The organism is Rhodanobacter sp. Root480, assembly GCF_001426645.1.
Classification (GTDB): Bacteria; Pseudomonadota; Gammaproteobacteria; order Xanthomonadales; family Rhodanobacteraceae; genus Rhodanobacter; species Rhodanobacter ginsenosidimutans.
The window spans coordinates 737,277-756,476 of record NZ_LMEX01000001.1 but is presented as its reverse complement, the minus strand read 5'-3'; the positions used below and the strand labels follow the sequence as shown (position 1 = coordinate 756,476).

Genomic DNA, 19,200 nt, shown 5'->3' with positions numbered 1-19,200 from the left:
CGACGCGGCGCCGGTTATCATCCAGCCATCGTGATTCCGGAGACCAGTCGTGACGGGGAAACAGGCATCAACGCAGGGCTGCACCGGCCCGCAACCGCCGTCACGTTGTGAACTGGGCCATTCGTTGCTGGAGGCGATGCCGGGCGCCGCCTTCGCCTGCGACCTTGCCGGCACCGTCATCGATTGCAATGCGCATGCACGCGCATTGTGGGGCGACGCCATGTGCGAGGGCGCCGCGGGGGAGGGTTTCTTTCCATCGCAGCCTGATGCGCCATCCGCCGAGAGCCCGATGGCGTGCGTGCGACGCCAGCAACAGCCGCTGCGTGACGTCGAGGTCTTGATTCAACCCGCGGATGGCCCGCCGCGCCGCACCATCGCGAGCGTGGTTCCACTGGTCAATGACGATGGCGCGCTGTGGGGCGTGGTCAACAGTTTCCAGATGGTGGACGTCGAGGACGGTGAGGCCTCGGTCGGGATCGGCATCATTCCCCACGCCGATCAGGCGGGTGGCCGCAGCCATGATTTCAGCGCCGCCGCGCGCCAACGCGACCAGCTGTGGCGCAGCGTGCTGCGGGCGTTGCCCGTGGCCATCTACATGACCGATGCCGAAGGCCGGGTCACATTCTTCAACGATGCCGCCGTCCACTTCGTGGGGCGCGCGCCGAAGCTGGGTGAGCCGTGGTCGATCAGTTGGAAACTGTTCCATCTCGATGGTCGGCCGATGCCGCACAGCGAAGGCCCGATGGCCACCGCGCTGCGTGAGGCGCGGCCGCTGCACGGCGAGGAGGCGATCACCGAACAGCCCGGCGGCCTGCGCCTGGCGTTCAAGGCTTACCCCACGCCGTTGTTCGACGAGGCCGGCCAGCTGGTCGGCGCCGTCAACCTGATGGTGGATATCACCGAGCACCGCAAGATCGAGCAGGCACTGCAGGATTTGAACAACACGTTGGAGAAACGCGTGGTCCACCGCACCAACACGGTGGAGAAGATGTTCATGAAACTGCACCGCAGCGAAAGCCATTTCGAGCTGCTGGTGAAAAACGCCACCGACTACGCCGTCTATCTGCTCGACCCCGACGGCAACATCATCAGCTGGAACGAAGGCGCCGAACGCGTCAAGGGTTACACCGCGGCAGAGATCATGGGCCGGCATTTCTCGACCTTCTACACGCCGGAGGATCGCGACGAAGGCCTGCCCTGGGCCGCACTTGCGGCGGCACGACGCAACGGCACTTTCGGCGCCGAGGGCTGGCGCGTGCGCAAGGACGGCAGCCGCTTCTGGGCCAGCGTGGTGATCCACACCACCATCGACGAAGGCAAGCTGGTCGGCTTCGTGAAGATCACCCGTGACATCACCGAACGGCGCGAGCACGAACTGGCCCTGATCGAAAGCGAGCAACAGGCGCGCGGGGTGATCGACACCGCACTGGACGGCTTTGCGCAACTGGACGAGTCCGGTCGTATCACCGAATGGAACCCGCGCGCCGAAAGCCTTTTCGGCTGGGATCGGCTGGAGGTACTGGGCCGTGACTTCGTCGAGCTGGCCATCGCGACCAAGGATCGCGAACGCTTCCTGCAAACCCTTCCCACGGTGACCGGCGCCACGCTGCAGCACGGTGCCGACGACCAGTTCGAGGCCGTGCACCGTGGCGGCAGGACCTTCACCGTGGAGTTCCGGATCAGCGCGCTGCGGCTCAGCAGCGGTGACTGGTTCAACATCTTCATCCGCGACCTCAGCGAGAAGATCCTGGTCGAGTCGCAACTGCGGCAGGCGCAGAAGATGGACGCCATCGGCCAGCTCACCAGCGGTATCGCGCACGACTTCAACAACCTGTTGCAAGGCATCATCGGTGCGTTGGAGTTGGTCGAGATGCGCGTGCGCGACAACGACGACGAGCGCCTCGGCCGCTTCATCAACGGCGCGCTGACCTCGGCCAACCGGGCCGCCGCGCTGACCCACCGCATGCTGGCCTTCTCGCGGCGGCAGCCGCTCGACCCGCGGCGCGTGCAGGCCAACCCGCTGATCGCCTCGATGGAGGAGTTCCTGCGCCGCACGATGGGTGAACACATCCGAATCGAACTGGACCTGGCCGCCGACCTGTGGGCCACGCTGTGCGACCCCAACCAGCTGGAGAACGCGCTGCTCAACCTCGCCATCAACGCGCGCGACGCCATGCCCGATGGCGGCTTGCTGACGGTGCGCACGCGCAACGTCGAAGTCGATCAACTGCGTGCCCGCACCTGGCAGGTCGGCGACCGCGGCCAGTACGTGGGCATCGAGGTTTCCGACACCGGTACCGGCATGCCGGCGGATGTGGCCGGACGCGCGTTCGACCCGTTCTTCACCACCAAACCGAGCGGCAAGGGCACCGGGCTGGGCTTGTCGATGGTCTACGGTTTCGCGCGCCAGTCCAACGGCCACTGCGAGCTGGACAGCCATATCGACCAGGGCACGCGCATCACGCTCTACCTGCCGCGCACGACCGATGACGAGACCACCATGTCAGCGCCGGCAGCGGACGCGACGCATCCGGAAGGCAGTGGCGAGGTGGTGCTGGTGGTGGAGGACGAGGAGATGGTTCGCCTGCTGGTAGTCGAAGTACTGCACCAGCTCGGCTACCAGGCGCTCGAAGCTGTCGATGCCGAAGCGGCCATGCGGATCATCGATTCCAGCCAGCCGATCGACCTGCTGGTGTCGGATATCGGCCTGCCGGGCATGAATGGCCGCGCGATGGCGGGGATGGCGCGCCAGCAGCGGCCCGGCCTCAAGGTCCTGTTGATGACAGGTTACGCCTCGGAAGCAGCAGTGCCCGACGGCTTCCTGGAGCCGGGCATGCAACTGATCACCAAGCCGTTCACCGTCGAACTGCTGGCACGGCGCATCGGCGACATGATCGGCGACGTACGGACCGGTTCGGTGGAAAAGGTTTGAGAGCACGGCATCGGAAACGTCGTGCCCGCAGTCGTTCGCCATCGCCCGGAAGTGAGTGCGGCGCACCTCACCGCGACCGGCGCTTTCGAGCGTGCCGTTCCGGGTTGCTTCGAGTGGGAGAAGAAAACCTGTCGACGCAATCCGCGTGGATAACCGGTGCGAAGTCTGGCGTTGCCGGGTGACGTAGCGCTGAAGGATGGCGAGCCGAAGCGGCGGCACTTGGTCAGACAGATGGCAAGTCTCTGGACGGCCATTTGCCGGAAGACCATGTGCACACCACGCTCGAGGTGGTGGTGACGGAGACGCCGGCGTATCCGTGTGTCGCCACTTCGATCCCGGCGCGGGCTTGGCCATGATCAAGAGGGATACGCCTTGAGCGGTGCATTCGCAGGCGCAAGCCGGCCACCCATCACGCACTGGTCACCGCGGCGCAACCAAGATCGACAGCATCCGTCGACTGCGCAGGAGGTGATATGAAGACACGCCACGTATTCACCACGCCCGACGTGCGTGCCGCCGAAGTCGCGGTCAATGCGCTGCGCCGCGCGGGCATTCCGACGGAAGATATTTCGCTGATCGCCAGCGACGAGATCGAACAACAGGCCATCCCCGACGACCTCCAGGAAACCAGCGGCGATTTCGCGGGAGGTGGCGTCAAGGGCCTGGTGGGCGGGGGTGCCAGCGGCCTGCTGGCCGGCATCGTCGCAGTCACCATCGCACCGCTGGGTCTGACCTTGGCCGGCGTGGCGGCGATGACGCTGGTGGGCGCAGCCGTTGGCGGCTGGATGGGCATGCTCACCGGTACCGAGGAGCCCGACACCGTGCGTCGCACGTTCGAGGACGAGATTGCCGCCGGTCACGTGCTGCTGGTGGTCGATGGCAAGGGCGACATGCTGGCACGCGCCCATGCCGCCCTGGTGGCTACCGCCGCCACGCCGCTGCCTTTCAACAAGCCCACCGCGACGACGTGAGCGCGCACGTCGCCGCGCAGGTGGTTTCCGCACCGGCTGCGTGGTGCCGCCCTTGGTGGCGTTCAACATCTTGAACGCGTTGGCTATTTCGATAATCGAACCGCTGCTGCCCACCGCCGCGGCGGTGGGCTTTTCCTGGCTGGCTGTACCGATCGGCATGACCGTGGCTGATGTGCTTACCCGAGTGGTGCTACCTTCGCCGTGGTGAAACGCCCGATGTCCTGACCCTCGCCCCGACTCGACCAAGGAAATGGAATGAATCAGCCGCTTGCCATCGCCCCCATTGCTGACGCCTGGAACCATTTCCACGCGATCTCGCACGTCGGCCACATCGCGGATGAACAGGACTATGAGGCGTCCATCCAGCTGACCGATGCGCTGATCAGTGAAGGCGCGATGGAGGAGACGCATCCACAGCATTCGCTGTTCATGACGCTCAACGATCTCGTCTACGCCTACGACCAGCGGCACAACGCGATGTCGGCGCCGCAGAGTGCCCAGGTGCTGCGTTTCCTGATGGAGCAGCACGGCCTGAAGCTGGCTCAGCTGCCGGAAATCGGCCGCCAGAGCGAGGTCTCCGAGATCCTCGCGGGGCAGCGAAGCCTTACGGCGCACCACATCCGCAACCTGTCCGCCCGCTTCGGGATCAATCCCAACGCATTCTTTTGATGCGCATGTGCGGCTGCGGCTAACGGCCGTTGGGGGCTCATGAACGGCCGTCCAGCCGTCCGCGCAACTTGATGGCGTCGAACGGCGCCTTCACCTTGATGTCGTTGTCGAAATAGCAGTACACGTCGCGCGATTGGCGCGCGGGCGGCGGTTTGCCGCTGGCGCGACGGGCGCCGCGCGGTTGCGCGCCGCGCTGCCACGCGCGGATGCGGCGAGCCCAGTCGTCCAGCGCGGCATCGCTGTATCCGCTGGCGTAGAGCTTCTTGTCGCCGTGCAGGCGCAGGTACATGAAGCCGGCGGTCACGTCTTCCAGCAACGGCCACTTGCCGGCCGTATCCGCAACCACCAGCGCCACGCCGCGCTGGCGGAGCAGGGCAATGAAATCGGGGTCGACGAAACTCTCGTGGCGAATCTCCACCGCATGGCGCAGGCGGTGCGATGCCTCCGGGAAACTTTCGGCAGGATGTTTCAGGTGGCTGTCGTGCCTGGTCGCCAGTTGGTTTGCCTGATGGGTGTTACGCGGCAGCAACGCCAGGAATTCGCCGAACTGCTTTCTGTCGTAGCGGAAATTGGGCGGGAATTGCCACAACATGGGTCCAAGTTTCGCCCCCAGGTTCAGCACGCCGGACGCGAAGAAATTCGCCAGCGGCCGTTCGATGTCGCGTAACCGCAGCACATGGGTGATGAAGCGCGGCCCCTTCACCGCGAACACGAAACCGCGCGGGGTCTGGTCGTGCCATTGCGTGTAGCTCTCAGGCCGCTGCAACGAATAGAACGAGCCGTTGATCTCGATGGTGGCGACCTGCCGCGATGCGTACTGCAACTCGTCGCGCTGCACCAGCGACTTCGGGTAGAACTTCCCGCGCCACGGCGCATAGCGCCAACCGGAAATGCCGATACGCGATTTGCCCATCACCGTTCCGCTCGCCAATGCCTCCCGGCATGCAACAGGAGCCCCGGTGAGCCGCTGGTGAAAACCCCGCGTTCATGATCCCGACCGGCGGCGGTATCTAGACGGAAAACGCATGCGCTTTTAACAGCACGCGCTGCACGCTGAAGCCTCCCGCCAGAGGAGTCACCATGTCCACACACGACCGCAAAGACGTCGGATGCCCTGACGAACTGCCCAAGCACACCGAGACCGAAGCGGAGCGCGCCGCGCGCAAGAAGGAGGAAAGCGACAACCAGGACCAGGCGCTGGAGGAGACCTTTCCGGCGAGCGATCCCGTTTCACCGTTCATTCCGGCCAAGGCTCCCAGCGACGATTGAATGTTTCGCCATCCGCAGCCCTGGGCCAGCTGCGGATGGAACCGCTGCCGCCAAGCCATGACGGTGCGGGGGAATGCGGTACGCCCAAACAAGTGCTGCCGGCCTGACTTCCGTGAATGACGACGTTGCCTTTCCCCGTTTCACCAGCCGTGGGCGGACCTATGTCTACGTGCTGCCATGCCGCGATGAGGACATCCTGAAAGTCGGCTTCTCGCGCGATCCCGTGGACCGCTTCCGTACTTTGCATCCGCGCTTTTTTGAATTCTTCGACCTGGACCGCGGGTTGCTGATCCACACCGACCGCCTGCGCGATGCGCGTCGGATCGAACGGTTGTTCATTACCACCTTCGCCGATTTCCGCGCACCGGCGCCACTGGTGGTGCCGCGATCGGCTGCCGGTCACACCGAGTGGTACCGCGGCGCCTATTTACCCGTCAGCGTGCTGGCGCACAAGCTCTGCGTGCAGGAAGGGTTGACCCTGCACGCGCCGCTTCGCGATTGGGTCCGTGCCCGGTTCGATGAGTGGAGCGATCTGCTGTTCGGCTGGTCGTCGCGCATGCTGGAGATGATCGAGTACCAGCACTTCAACGTCCCGCTGGACCAGCGCAACGGCCGGGCCGAAAAAGTGTTGCGCGACGTCCTCGACGCTTACGTCGCGCTGGGAAACGACTTGCAGGCCCTGGTGCCCGAGCCCGTGCTGGACTGGTATTACCGCTGCGGCTTTCCGGAGGTGTCGCGTTGGGATGACTGAGCGGATGCGCCCAGTCGGCATCGCTACGCGGCCAGTTCGGCATTGGCCGTATCGACCGCCTCGCCAAACCAGCCCAGCTCGTCGGCCATCATCGCCACCTGGCCGATGATCAACAAGGCGGGTGCCTCGATGTGGTTCATCGATGCCAGCGCGGGCAGGGCATGCAGTTCACCGCGGAGCACGCGCTGCTGCGGTAGGGTGCCGTTCTCGATCAGCGCAAAAGGCGTACTCGGCGCGCGACCATGGGCCAGCAAGCGCTCGGTCAGGTGGCTGAGCTGAGCGAGGCCCATGTACACCGCCAGGGTCTGCCGCTCGCCCGCCAGCGCGGCCCAGTCCAGCGTGTCCATCGAATCCTTGCAGTGCGCGGTGAGCAGCCGCACCGACTGGGCGTGTTCGCGGTGGGTGAGGGAGATGCCCGCGTAGGCGGCACAGGCCACGGCCGCGGTCACGCCGGGCACGATCGTGCAGGCCACGCCATGGCGCCGCAGGTACTGCATCTCCTCGCCGCCACGACCGAACACGAACGGGTCGCCACCTTTCAGTCGCACCACGTAACGCCCGGCGCGGGCATGCTGCAGCAACAACGCGTTGATCTCCGATTGCGGTGTGTGCCGGCCGCCGCCGCGCTTGCCGACATCGATGCGCTCGGCATCGCGCCGCGTCATCGCCAGGACCCCGGGGCTGACCAGTTGATCGTGCAGGATCACGTCGGCCCGGTTGAGCGCGCGCAACCCGGCTAGCGTCAACAAGCCCGGATCGCCGGGGCCGGCGCCGACCAGCACGACCGAACCGGGTACGGGTGGGGCACCGTGATCCAGCGCATCGAGCAACGCCGCCTCGGCTTCGGCGTGTCGTGCGTGACGCAGCAGCTGGAGCACCGGGCCGTCATACAACGCATCGTAAAACCGGCGTCGCGCGGCGAGATCGGGGAACGCGTCGACGATGGCCTTGCGATGCCGTTGCGCCAATGCCACCAGCGGGCCGATCGCCGGGTCCAGGTGCGACTCCAGCGTTTCACGCACGCGGCGGGCGAACATGGGCGCGGCGCCGGCGGTGGAAATGCCGATGGTCAGCGGTGTCCGATCCACCACGGCGGGCACCTGGAAACGCGACAGCGCCGGGTCGTCCACCACGTTGCTCAGGATGCGCCTTTCGGTGGCGCGGGCGGCGACCTCGGCATTGAGCTCGCGGTTGTCGGTGGCGGCGATCACCAGCCAGATATCGTCCAGCCACGACGGCTCGAAGTCGCCGCCGATGTGCGCGATGCGTCCATCGGCCACCTGTTCAGCCAGGGCCGGGAGCAAGTGCGGTGCACCAACACGGACCACGGCACCGGCCTCGAGCAGGGCGGCAACCTTGCGTTCGGCCACGTTTCCGCCGCCCACCACCAGCACCGGCAAGCCGTTCAAGTCCGCAAACAGGGGATACAGGCGCATGTCGTGTCTCCGGGGCGGGGCAATCCCCAATTCGGGGATTGCGTTGGTGTATTCGGGTGCATTTCAGAAAAATCATTTGGCCATCCATACGTCCGTATACGGATGCCCGGCAAGTGTGCAAAATGACACACGCGCCGTGCTTTTCTTATAACAGATCAATCAATGAATGTGGCAACGCAGCAAAATAGATCGAACCGGATTTGGACCATGGTCGTGCCGACTTTGACGAATGGCGTCTCGTCGGCTGATGCGTGTGCTGCAGAGCAATAAAACCGCCGGATGTTTCAACGCGTCATCACGGCTTGATGGAAATCGCACCCACCGATGTCCCTGAAAATCCTTCTCATCGACACTGACGCCGGCCGTGCGCGTGCGCTCGAGGAGATCCTGTGCGAGTCCGGTTTTGCCCAGGTGGTGCGGGTGCCGGAAGGGGCAGGGCGGATCGCTGCGGTGGAGGACATCAAGCCGGATCTGATCATCGTCGACATGGCGTTGCCCGATCGCGACGCGCTGGAAGACTTGCGTCTGGTGTCGTCCGGCCACCCCATCGTGATGTTTGCCGGCAGCGACGATCCGGCGTTTGCCGAGGAGGCGATCGACGCGGGTGTGTGCTCGTACAACCTCTCCGGCGTACCGTTGCAGGACATCAAGCCGATCATGGCCTCAGCCATCGCGCTGTTCCGCCGCCTGCGCAAGGTCGAGGGCGAGCTGGCCGAAGCGCAGGCCAGGCTGGAGGAACGGCACCTGATGGAGCGCGCCAAGGCGCTGCTGATGCAGGGTCGCAGAATGACCGAACCGGAAGCGTATCGCTGGCTGCAGAAAACGGCGATGAACCAGAACCGGAAACTTGCCGAGGTGGTCGCGGCGTTCGTGACCCGGCACGACGCGGGCACGGATTCGCACAAGGGAAAGGGGAGACAGCCATGAATGCGCCGACACCATCGAGCAGCGGCACGGCGCCGAAGCTGCGCATCGGCATGTTGCGCCTCACCGACAGCGCGCCGGTAGTCACCGCGCACGAGTTCGGCTTCTTTGCCGACGAAGGCGTGGAGGTTGAGCTGGCGGTCGAGCCCTCGTGGGCCAACATCGCCGACAAGCTGGCCTTTGGCGCGCTGGACGCGGCGGTGATCGTGCCGCCGCTGGCGTTCGCGGTGCAGTTGGGCCTGCGCGGCGTGGCGCAGCCCATGCTGATTCCCTACACGCTCAGCGTGGGCGGCGTGGCCATCACGCTGGAGCGCGAGCTGGCGACACGGGTACGCGCGCTGGGCGAAAGCGACGATCTGGACCCGTTGCCCGCGTTGGCCGCCTGCCTGCGCCAGCAGCCACTCACGCTGGGCGTGGTGCATGCGTTTTCCACCCATAACCTGCTGTGCCGCTACTGGCTTGCCAGCGTCGGCATCGAGGTGGACCGCGACGTGAAGCTGGCAGTGGTGCCACCGTCGCGTGCCGTGGAAGCGCTGCGCGAAAAGCAGATCTCCGGTTTCTGTGCAGGCGCACCGTGGGGCGAGGTGGCACGGCGCAACAGCGTGGGCCATTCGATCGCCGGCTCGCAGCAGATCTGGAGCAACGCGCCGGAGAAGGCGTTCGCCGTGAGCGCGCGCTGGGCGAACCAGCATCCCGAAGCGTTGTCGGGCGTGCTGCGCGCGCTGCATCGTTCATCCCGCTTCTGCGACGACGCCGAAAACACCGCCTACATCGCCTCGCTGCTGTCGCGGCGGCGCTATCTGAACCTCGGTTCGCACGCCATCCTGGCGAGCCTGCCTGGCGGCGCCGAGACGTCGAACGGCTGCGTGTTCCATCGTGGCGCGGCGACCTTCCCCTGGCGCTCGCAGGGGTTGTGGTTTCTCAGCCAGATGCGGCGCTGGCAGTTGATCGACGACAGCATCGACCTGCGCACCCTGGCCGAGCGCGTGTATCGGCCGGACCTGTATCGCGCCGCGCTGTCGCCTTCAGGCGAATCGGTACCGCGGGCGGACTGGAAAGTGGAGGGCGCACACGCGGCGGCGTGGTCGCTCGATGCCACGCCGCAGCCGATCCCGATGCCGCCCGACAGGTTCTGCGACGGCACCGTTTTCGACCCCAACGCGCTGCCGCCGCTGGGCGAGAGTGCGATGCCCATCCGCGCACGCAACAACGAGAACGACGCCACGCGTTGAGCGTGGAGGTAAATGACAATCCACGTAAAAAACGCTTGCCTTTGACGATTTGTTGCACTACAACATAAACCGTGACCCGCGGTTCCCACACCGCCGGCACGATCGAGGAAGACAGCCTAATGGCGGGCTGATCTGGCTACTGACAACGCAATTCCTCGCGAGCTAATGGCGGTTCGCAACCGGTAGATCCGGCAGCGCTGCAAGCGCTGAAACCGCGAGCCATTGCCATGAGCAAAGCCTTCTTCAAGGCCGGTCATTTCCCCACGCTGGCCGTTTGCTTCCTGTATTTCGATCTCAGCTTCGCCGTCTGGGTGCTGCTTGCGCCGCTGGCGGTGCTGATCGCCAACGACCTGCATCTGCAGCCGGACCAGAAGGGCCTGATGGTGGCCACGCCGGTGCTGGCCGGCGCGTTGTTGCGGGTGCTCAACGGCGTACTGATCGGCCAGTGGAAGGCGCGCCGGGTCGGTATCGCGATGCAACTGGTGGTGATCGTCGGACTGCTGCTGGCGTGGTGGCTGGGCCTGCACTCGTTCGGCCAGGTGCTGACGCTGGGCATCGTGCTGGGCGTGGCCGGCGCTTCGTTCGCCATCGCCTTGCCGATGGTGTCGTACTGGTATCCGCCGGAACGCCAGGGCGTGGTGTTGGGGCTGGCCGGCGCGGGCAACTCCGGCACCGTGTTCGCCGCGTTGTTCGCACCCGCGCTGGCGCTGGCGATCGGCTGGCGCAACACCCTGGGTCTGGCGGCCTTGCCGTTGCTGGTGGTGTTGCTGGCGTTCGTGTTGTTCGCCCGGGACAGCCCCAACTCGCCGCCGCCGAAAACGCTGGCGGATTACCGGCGCGTGCTGCGCACGGCCGATGCATGGTGGCTGATGTTTTTCTATGGCATCAGCTTCGGCGGCTTCGTCGGCCTGTCCTCGTTCCTGCCGATCTACTTCAACGACCAGTACGGCCTGTCCGCGGTGACCGCGGGTTACTTCACGGCGGGCTGCGTTTTCGTGGGCTCGTTCGTGCGGCCGCTGGGCGGCGCGCTGGCCGACCACATCGGTGGCACCCGCGCGCTGTCCATGGTCTACGCGTTTGTGGCCTTGATGCTGGCGATCATCACCTTCAGCCACCAGCCGGCCTTCGGCGCGCTGGCTGCGCTGGCGCTGGCGATGACGGCGCTGGGCATGGGCAACGGCGCCGTGTTCCAGCTGGTGCCGCAACGCTTCCGTGGCGACGTCGGCCTGCTCACCGGCCTGGTCGGCATGACCGGCGGCGTCGGTGGCTTCTGCCTGGCCGCGGGGCTGGGTTACGCCCGGCAATTCACCGGCAACTACGACTACGGCTTCGGCACCTTCGCGCTGCTGGCGCTGCTGGCCTGGGGCGGCATTGCCAGCGTGCGGCTGCGCTGGCGCGGCGCCGCGGCACTCAGCGGCGTGCGCGTCTGAGCATGCACGCCATGGCCGACAACACCTCCTCTCCCACACCCCACCGGAGCGACTCCATGTACATCAACGACGATCTCGCCCGCATCCCACCCATCGCGCAACTGGTGGTGATCGGCAATGGCATGGCCGCCATGCGCACGGTGGAGGAACTGCTCAAGCATGAAGGCGGCAAGCGCTATCGCATCACCGTGTTCGGCGCCGAGCCCCACGTCAATTACAACCGCATCATGTTGTCCAGCGTGCTGGCCGGCGACAAGCAACTCGACGAGATCGTCATCAACCCGCGCGAGTGGTACGAGGAAAACGGCATCCGCCTGATCACCGGCGACGAGGTCACCGCCATCGATCGGGATGCGCGCACGGTGACATCGGCGAATGGCATCTGCGTGCCTTACGACCGCCTGCTGATCGCGACCGGCTCCAAGCCATTGGCGCCGCGCATTCCGGGGCTGGAGCTGCCCGGCGTGTGTGCGTTCCGCGACATTGCCGATGTCGACAAGATGCTGGCCGCGGCGCGCACGCACAGGCATGCGGTGGTCATCGGTGGCGGGTTGCTGGGGCTGGAGGCGGCGTGGGGTTTGCGCCAGCGCGGCATGTCGGTGGCGCTGGTGCACTTGATGCCGACCTTGATGGAACGCCAGCTCGACGCCGCCGCCGGCCAGTTGCTGCAGCGTGATCTCGATCGTCGCGGCATTGCCTTCTTCACCGAGGGCCAGACCAAGGAGATCACCGGTGTCGATCACGCCGAAAGCGTTCTGCTGGAAGACGGGCGCGAGATTCCCGCCGACCTGGTGGTGCTGGCGATCGGCATTCGTCCGCGCATCGAACTGGCCGTTGCCGCCGGGCTGGAGATCAACCGCGGCATCGTGGTGGGCGATGACATGCGCACCAGCGACCCGCTCATTTTTGCGGTGGGCGAGTGCGTCGAGCATCGGGGACAGGTGTTCGGCCTGGTGGCGCCCATCTGGGATCAGGCCAAGGTGTGCGGTGCGCGGCTGGCAGGCGACCAGGCGGCCATCTTCGCCAGCAAGGCCTTGTCGACCAGCCTCAAGATCACCGGCGTGGAAGTGTTTTCCGCCGGCGCGCTGATGGCGGCGGACGAGTCCGATGAAGAGATCATGCTGCGCGACGAGTCCAGCGGCGTCTACAAGAAGATCGTGTTGCGCGATGGACGCCTGGTCGGCGTGGTGCTGTACGGGCACGTCGTCGATGGCCAGTGGTACCTGAAATTGATGCGCGACAAGGAAGACGTTTCCGCCTTGCGCGAACGGCTGGTATTCGGCAAGGCCTTCGCCGAGGCGGAAAGCGGCGGCGCGCAAGCGGTCGATTACGAGGCCATGCGCGATGACACCCAGATCTGCGGCTGCAACGGCGTGTGCAAGGGCGACATCGTCAAGGCGATCCGCACGCTCAAGCTGACCACGCTGTCCGAAGTGCGCGCGCACACCAAGGCCTCGGCCTCCTGCGGGCAGTGCACCGGCCAGGTCGAGGAGATCCTGGCGTACGCCGCCGGCGTGGATGCCAAGGCAACGAAGAAGACCGTATGCGACTGCACCGAGGCGGATCACGACGAGGTGCGCGCCGCCATCCGTACGCAGCAGCTCAAGAGCATGGATGCAGTGCGCGCCGCACTGGCGTGGAAGAAACCCGAGGGCTGCCACAAGTGTCGCCCCGCTTTGAACTACTACCTGTTGTGCGAATGGCCGGGCGAATACCAGGACGACGCCAGCTCGCGCTTCGTCAACGAGCGCCTGCACGCCAACATCCAGAAGGACGGCACCTACAGTGTGGTGCCGCGCATGTGGGGCGGCCTGACCACGCCGGCCGAGCTGCACGCGATCGCCGACGTGGCGGAAAAATTCAAGATCCCCACGGTCAAGGTCACCGGCGGCCAGCGCATCGACCTGCTGGGCGTGAAGAAGGAAGACCTGCCCGCCGTGTGGAGCGACCTGGGCCAGGCCGGGCTGGTCTCAGGCCATGCCTACGCCAAGGGGCTGCGCACGGTGAAGACCTGCGTCGGCAAGGAATGGTGCCGCTTCGGCACGCAGGATTCGACCGGTCTGGGCGTGAAGCTGGAAAAGATGTGCTGGGGTTCTTGGACGCCGCACAAGGTGAAGTTCGCCGTCTCCGGCTGCCCGCGCAACTGCGCTGAAGCCAGCATCAAGGACCTGGGCGTGATCTGCATCGACGCGGGCTACGACCTCCTGGTCGGCGGCAACGGCGGCGTCGACGTGCGCGTCACCGACCTGCTGGTGCGTGTATCCACCGAGGACGAGGTGCTGCAGTACGCCGGCGCCTTCATGCAGCTGTATCGCGAGGAGGCGCATTACATGGAACGCAGCGCGCCATGGATCGCCCGCGTCGGCATCGACTACGTCAAGCGGCGCCTGGTGGAGGACGCCGAAGGACGCGAGCAGTTGTGCCAGCGCTTCCTGTATTCGCAAACCTTCGCCCGCGTCGACCCCTGGCACGAACGCGCCAGCGGCGTGGCGGCCGAAGCCTTTCAACCCCTGCCGGAACTCGCGGGAGCCTTGGCATGAGCGCACACGACTGGAAAAACATCGGCCCGCTGGAAAGCATCCCGCGCAGCGGCAGCCGCCGCCTGTGCCTGCGCCAGGCCGGCCGGCCGATCGCGGTGTTCCGCACCCGCGACGACGAGGTGTTCGCCCTCATCGACGAATGCCCGCACAAGCGCGGGCCGCTGTCCGAGGGCCTCGTCTCGGGCAAGACCGTCACCTGTCCCTTGCACAACTGGGGCATAGCGCTGGACTCCGGCGAAGCCGTGGCGCCGGACGAGGGCAGGGCAGGGCCGATACCGCTACGCGTGGTGGACGGCAACATCCACGTCTACCTGCCCGAGCCGGCGGTTGAGGCCATCGCGTGAGCACCATCCGCTCCACCTGTCCTTATTGCGGCGTGGGCTGCGGCGTGACGGTGGAGGGCGGCGTGCCGCGCGGCGATCGCGAGCACCCGTCCAATTTCGGGCGGCTGTGCTCCAAGGGCGCGGCGCTGAAAGATGCGTTGAACCTGCCGGACCGGCTGCAGCAACCCACCATCGGCGGACGCATTGCCGGTTGGGACGAGGCGCTGGATCGCATCGCCGCCGAGTTCACCCGCATCCGTGATGAGCACGGGCCGGACGCCATCGGCTTCTACGTCTCCGGCCAGTTCCTCACCGAGGACTATTACGTCGCCAACAAGCTGATGAAGGGTTTCATCGGCGCGGGCAATATCGACACCAATTCGCGGCTGTGCATGTCATCCACCGTGGCCGGCCACGTGCGTGCGTTTGGCGAAGACGTGGTGCCCGGTTGCTACGAGGACCTGGAGGAAGCCGACCTGGTGGTGCTGGTGGGAAGCAACATGGCGTGGTGCCATCCCGTGCTGTACCAGCGCCTGATGGCCGCGCGCGAGAAGCGCGGCACGCAGTTGATCAACGTCGACCCGCGCCGCACCGCCACCGCCGACATGGCCGACCTGCATCTGCCGCTGGCCCCCGGCGGCGACGTGATGCTGTTCAACGGCTTGCTGGTGCATCTGGTGGATGCGGGGAAGGTCGATCGCGACTGGGTGAGCGAGCATGTAGCCGGTTTCGACGAGGCCGTCACCGCTGCCCGCGCCACAGCCGGCTCGGTGGAGCTGGTGGCCGCGGCCACCGATCTCGACCCTACCGACGTGCTGCGTTTCTACGACAGCTTTGCGCGCACCGAGCGCGTGATGACGCTTTACTCGCAAGGCGTGAACCAGTCCGCCAATGGCGCCGACAAGGTCAACGCCATCCTCAACTGCCACCTGGCCACGGCACGCATCGGCCGCGCCGGCATGGGACCGTTTTCGCTCACCGGGCAACCCAACGCCATGGGCGGCCGCGAAGTTGGTGGGCTGGCAAACCAGCTGGCTGCGCACATGGGTTTCGAGCCGGAAAGCGTGGATCGCGTCGGCCGCTTCTGGAACGCGCCGCAGGTAGCCCGCACGCCCGGCTACAAGGCGGTGGACCTGTTTGAGGCCGCCGCCGATGGCCGGCTGAAGGCGATCTGGATCGCTGCCACCAACCCGGCCAACAGCATGCCGCGCGCGGATCTCGTGCGCGAGGCCTTGCGCGCCTGTCCGCTGGTGATCGTCTCCGACGCGTGGCCCACCGACACCACGGCGCTGGCCGACATCGTGCTGCCTGCCGCCGGTTGGGCCGAGAAGGACGGCACCGTGACCAACTCGGAACGCCGCATCTCGCGCCAGCGCCGCTTTCGCGCGGCGCCCGGTGAGGCGCGCCCGGACTGGTGGATGTTTGCCGAAGTCGGCAAGCGCATGGGTTGGCGCGAGGCGTTTGCGTTCGAGACGCCGGCGGCGATCTTTCGCGAGCATGCCGCGCTCACCGCGTTCGAGAACAACGGCCAACGCCGGCTCGACCTGGGTGCGCTGGCCACGCTGGACAACGACGCCTACGAGGCGCTCGATCCCGTGCAGTGGCCGTGTCCCGCATCAGGGCAGGGCGCCAGCCACGCGCGGCTGTTCGCACGCGGCCGCTTTTCCACCGCCGACGGACGCGCGCGCATGCTGCCGCTGGCGATCCGCGCCGACGCGAAACTGGCCGGCTTTCCGCTGATTCTCAACACCGGTCGCGTGCGCGACCAGTGGCACACCATGACCCGCACCGGGCGCATCCCCCACCTGATGACGCACAGCCCCGGCCCGCGACTCGCGCTGCATCCGCGCGACGCGATGCTGCGTGGCATCGTCGACGGTGGCCTGGCGCGGGTCAGCAGTGCGCAAGGGCAGACCAGCCTGCGGGTGGAAATCGATCCGGGCCTGCGCCAGGGCCAGGTGTTCGCGCCGATGCACTGGACCGACCAGTTCGCCTCCAGCGGTCCCACCGACCGGCTGGTGCATGCGCTGACCGATCCGGTATCGGGCCAGCCGGATCTCAAGGGCACACCGGTGCAGGTCACCGCATTGAGCGAAACCTGGCGTGGCGTGCTGCTGCGACGTCGCGACGGGCAACTGTCGCTGGGTGACGACGGGCTGTGGAGCAAGGCGCCGATCGCCACGGGTTCCCGCTACGAGCTGTCCGGCCTCACCGCATTGCAGGCGCTGATCGATTCCGAACAGACGCTTCGCCACCTGCTGCAGATCGATGCCACGGCCGAGCTGATCTCCTACGCCGACCCCAGGAAATCCGTCTTCCGCTACGCCGGCCTGGTCGATGGAAAGCTCGACGCCTGCGTGTTCTTCGCCGCGCCGCAAGCCACGTTTCCCGAAGCCGAAGCCGCCAGCGCCTTGCTCGGCCAGCCGCTCGACGCATTGAAGCGACTGGGCCTGCTGGCCGGCCTGGAAGCAGGGCCGCAAACATCAGGCAACATCGTCTGCTCGTGCATGTCGGTCAGCGAGGCCAGCATCCGCAAGGCCATCCGCGAACATGGCTTGACCAGCACGGCCGAGATCGGCGCGCTGCTGGGCGCCGGCACCAACTGCGGTTCGTGCCTGCCCGAGCTGAAGAAAATGCTGGCGTTGAACGTCATCGAGACCGGAGTGCAGGCATGACCAGCGGACCGCTCGACCAGTTGCGCATCCTCGTGCCGGAAAGCCGCGAGCTGGATCTGTTCGCCGGCATGCTGGAGAAAAAGGGCGCCACCACGCGCCGCTGTCCGCTGGTGCAGATCCTCGATCTCGAGGACAGCACCGAGGCCGAGACGTGGATCGGGCAGCTGCTGGCCGGCGATTTTCGCGACGTGATCTGGATGACCGGCGACGGGCTTCACCGGCTGGTCGGCATCGCCGAGAGAATCGGCCGGCGCGATGTGGTGATCGCCGCGCTCAAACGCAGCCGCGCCATCACCCGCGGTCCCAAGCCCACGCGCGCCCTGCGCGAACTGGGCCTGCCTGCACCGTGGCTGCCGGCACCGGAACCGACCTCGCAAGGTGTGTTGCAGGCGTTTGCCGCCGAGGATCTGAGCGGCCGCCGGCTCGGCCTGCAGCTTTATCCGGGTGATGGGGGCCTGCCGCTGCTCGACGGTTTGCGCGCGCGCGGCGCCATCGTGTTTCCGGTAACGCCCTACCGTTACGCCTCGGACAGCGACACCACCGAGGTGCTGCAAGCCATCGAGGAACTGGTCGGCGGGCAACTGGACATGGTGGCGTTCACCAGCTCGGCCCAGCTCACCCGGCTGCTCGGCGTGGCCAGGGACGCTGGCCTGCGCGACACGCTGCTGCACGCGCTCACCCGCATGCCGATCGCCGCCATCGGCCCGGTGATCGAGACGACGCTGCGCGAGCTGGGTGTCCGCACCATCCTGCGCCCCGAGCGCAATTTCCACCTGAAACCGCTGGTCAACGTGATCGCTGCGGCATGGCAGGCATCGCGCTTGCCGCACGGCGGTTCAGCTTGATGAAGAGCCTGCTGAGCGTTGCCGAAGCGGAGCAGCGCATTCACGCGCACATGCCGTCGTTCGGCACCGAGCGCGTGGCGCTGGATGCAGCGACGGGTCGGGTGTTGCGCCAGAGCGTGCAGGCCGAGCGCGACCAGCCGCCGTTCGACCGGGTGATGATGGATGGCATCGCGATCGCTGCCGGTACGGGCACCTTGTGCAGCTTCCGGCGCGCCGGACTGGCGCTGGCGGGCATGGCCGAGCAGGTGCTGGACGATCCCGCCGCCTGCATCGAAGTGACCACGGGCGCGATGCTTCCGCGCGGCTGCGACAGCGTGGTTCCCATCGAGCAGACGCGGCGCGAGGGCGAACGATTCGTGCTGAGCGATGGTTATGAACCCACACCCGGCCAGTTCATCCATCCGCGCGGTGCCGACTGTCGCGAAGGCGAACTCCTGCTGCGATCGGGCACGCGCATCCGCTCGCCCGAGGTCGCCGTGCTGGCAGCCAATGGCGTGGCCCAGGTCGAGGTGGCGAAGCGGCCGTCGGTGACGATCGTCGCTACCGGCGACGAATTGCGTGAGGTCGATCAGGCGCTGGCGCCGGGGCAGATTCGTCGCTCCAACGACCGCGCCCTGGCCGCGGCTTTGGCGACGCGAGGCTTCGACGACGTGGGGCGCACCTGGCTGCCGGACGATCTGAAGATCGCCACGCAGGTGCTTGCCGGTTTGCTGGCAACCCGACAGGTGCTGGTATTGAGCGGCGGCGTCTCGGTCGGCCAGCGCGACTTCGTGCCCGCCGCGCTGCACGCGCTTGGCGTGCAGGAAGTGCTGCACGGCATCGCACAGCGGCCGGGCAAGCCGATGTGGTTTGGTATCGGGCCACAGGGGCAGGTGATCTTCGCGTTGCCGGGCAACCCGGTGTCGGCGCTGGTGTGTGCCGTGCGTTACCTGCTGCCGGCGCTGGAGCACGCCATCGGCCTGACCGCGGCTGCGCCGGTCAAGGTCGTGCTGGCGGCCGCGGCCGCCACGCATCCGTCCCTCACCTGTTTCGTTCCGGTGGACGTACAACACGACGACCACGGCCGGACCATGGCGCGGCCGCAACCCAGCCTCACTTCGGGCGACTTTTCCTCGTTGCCGCAAACCCACGGCGTGGTCGAGTTGGCGCCCGCAGCTGGCGCCGCGCCCGTCGGGACCATAGCCGTTCTGCATAGGTGGTGAC

Annotated in this window: 16 protein-coding genes; 14 read left to right on the top strand and 2 right to left on the bottom strand. The window is 66.6% G+C overall.

Going from position 1 to position 19,200, the window contains the following annotated elements:
* The first annotated feature begins 49 nt into the window (after positions 1-49).
* From ASD22_RS03645 to ASD22_RS03635, 4 genes are all read left to right on the top strand, one after another.
* Positions 50-2,932, top strand: coding sequence for a PAS domain S-box protein (locus tag ASD22_RS03645; RefSeq protein WP_235577499.1), 2,883 nt, complete (start codon positions 50-52; stop codon positions 2,930-2,932).
* Positions 2,933-3,405: 473 nt separating this feature from the next.
* Positions 3,406-3,903 carry a hypothetical protein gene (locus ASD22_RS03640; RefSeq protein WP_056079018.1) on the top strand — a complete coding sequence of 166 codons (498 nt, stop codon included), beginning with the start codon at positions 3,406-3,408 and terminating at the stop codon, positions 3,901-3,903.
* Positions 3,904-3,955: 52 nt separating this feature from the next.
* A complete protein-coding gene (locus ASD22_RS16600) occupies positions 3,956-4,111 on the top strand; it encodes a hypothetical protein (protein WP_156458933.1) in 156 nt (51 codons plus the stop codon).
* 47 nt (positions 4,112-4,158) lie between these two features.
* Positions 4,159-4,572, top strand: coding sequence for a transcriptional regulator (locus tag ASD22_RS03635; RefSeq protein ID WP_056079015.1), 414 nt, complete (start codon positions 4,159-4,161; stop codon positions 4,570-4,572).
* Positions 4,573-4,609: 37 nt separating this feature from the next.
* Here the strand turns inward: ASD22_RS03635 and ASD22_RS03630 are convergent, their stop codons facing one another.
* A complete protein-coding gene (locus ASD22_RS03630; RefSeq protein ID WP_056079012.1) occupies positions 4,610-5,485 on the bottom strand; it encodes a DUF72 domain-containing protein in 876 nt (291 codons plus the stop codon).
* A gap of 167 nt (positions 5,486-5,652) precedes the next feature.
* Here ASD22_RS03630 and ASD22_RS03625 point away from each other — a divergent pair, with 167 nt between their 5' ends.
* Positions 5,653-5,841, top strand: a complete 189-nt coding sequence (locus tag ASD22_RS03625) for a hypothetical protein (RefSeq protein WP_056079009.1) — start codon at positions 5,653-5,655, stop codon at positions 5,839-5,841.
* A 112-nt stretch (positions 5,842-5,953) separates the two neighbouring features.
* Positions 5,954-6,592, top strand: coding sequence for a GIY-YIG nuclease family protein (locus tag ASD22_RS03620; protein WP_162245058.1), 639 nt, complete (start codon positions 5,954-5,956; stop codon positions 6,590-6,592).
* Positions 6,593-6,615: 23 nt separating this feature from the next.
* On the opposite strand, the gene cysG is transcribed toward ASD22_RS03620, so the two are convergent.
* On the bottom strand, positions 6,616-8,028 hold the full coding sequence (cysG, locus tag ASD22_RS03615; protein WP_056079003.1) for a siroheme synthase CysG: 1,413 nt from the start codon (positions 8,026-8,028) through the stop codon (positions 6,616-6,618).
* A 324-nt stretch (positions 8,029-8,352) separates the two neighbouring features.
* Here cysG and ASD22_RS03610 point away from each other — a divergent pair, with 324 nt between their 5' ends.
* The 8 genes from ASD22_RS03610 to ASD22_RS03575 all read left to right on the top strand — a co-directional run bounded on the left by ASD22_RS03610 (position 8,353) and on the right by ASD22_RS03575 (position 19,199).
* On the top strand, positions 8,353-8,955 hold the full coding sequence (locus ASD22_RS03610; protein WP_056079001.1) for an ANTAR domain-containing protein: 603 nt from the start codon (positions 8,353-8,355) through the stop codon (positions 8,953-8,955).
* Positions 8,952-10,184: a CmpA/NrtA family ABC transporter substrate-binding protein gene (locus ASD22_RS03605; protein ID WP_056078998.1), complete on the top strand. Its 1,233-nt coding sequence runs from the start codon at positions 8,952-8,954 to the stop codon at positions 10,182-10,184. The genes ASD22_RS03610 and ASD22_RS03605 overlap by 4 nt, the downstream gene beginning before the upstream one ends.
* A 227-nt stretch (positions 10,185-10,411) precedes the next feature.
* Positions 10,412-11,614, top strand: coding sequence for an MFS transporter (locus ASD22_RS03600; protein ID WP_056078995.1), 1,203 nt, complete (start codon positions 10,412-10,414; stop codon positions 11,612-11,614).
* A 56-nt stretch (positions 11,615-11,670) separates the two neighbouring features.
* Complete coding sequence (nirB, locus tag ASD22_RS03595) at positions 11,671-14,154, top strand: nitrite reductase large subunit NirB (RefSeq protein WP_056078993.1); 2,484 nt, start codon at positions 11,671-11,673, stop codon at positions 14,152-14,154.
* Positions 14,151-14,498: a nitrite reductase small subunit NirD gene (gene nirD, locus ASD22_RS03590; RefSeq protein WP_056078989.1), complete on the top strand. Its 348-nt coding sequence runs from the start codon at positions 14,151-14,153 to the stop codon at positions 14,496-14,498. The genes nirB and nirD overlap by 4 nt, the downstream gene beginning before the upstream one ends.
* Positions 14,495-17,152, top strand: coding sequence for a nitrate reductase (locus ASD22_RS03585; RefSeq protein WP_056078986.1), 2,658 nt, complete (start codon positions 14,495-14,497; stop codon positions 17,150-17,152). Before nirD ends, ASD22_RS03585 begins: the two co-directional genes overlap by 4 nt.
* Positions 17,149-17,997: a uroporphyrinogen-III synthase gene (locus tag ASD22_RS03580; protein ID WP_056078985.1), complete on the top strand. Its 849-nt coding sequence runs from the start codon at positions 17,149-17,151 to the stop codon at positions 17,995-17,997. Before ASD22_RS03585 ends, ASD22_RS03580 begins: the two co-directional genes overlap by 4 nt.
* Positions 17,997-19,199: a molybdopterin molybdotransferase MoeA gene (locus ASD22_RS03575; RefSeq protein WP_056078982.1), complete on the top strand. Its 1,203-nt coding sequence runs from the start codon at positions 17,997-17,999 to the stop codon at positions 19,197-19,199. Before ASD22_RS03580 ends, ASD22_RS03575 begins: the two co-directional genes overlap by 1 nt.
* Position 19,200: the final 1 nt, after the last annotated feature.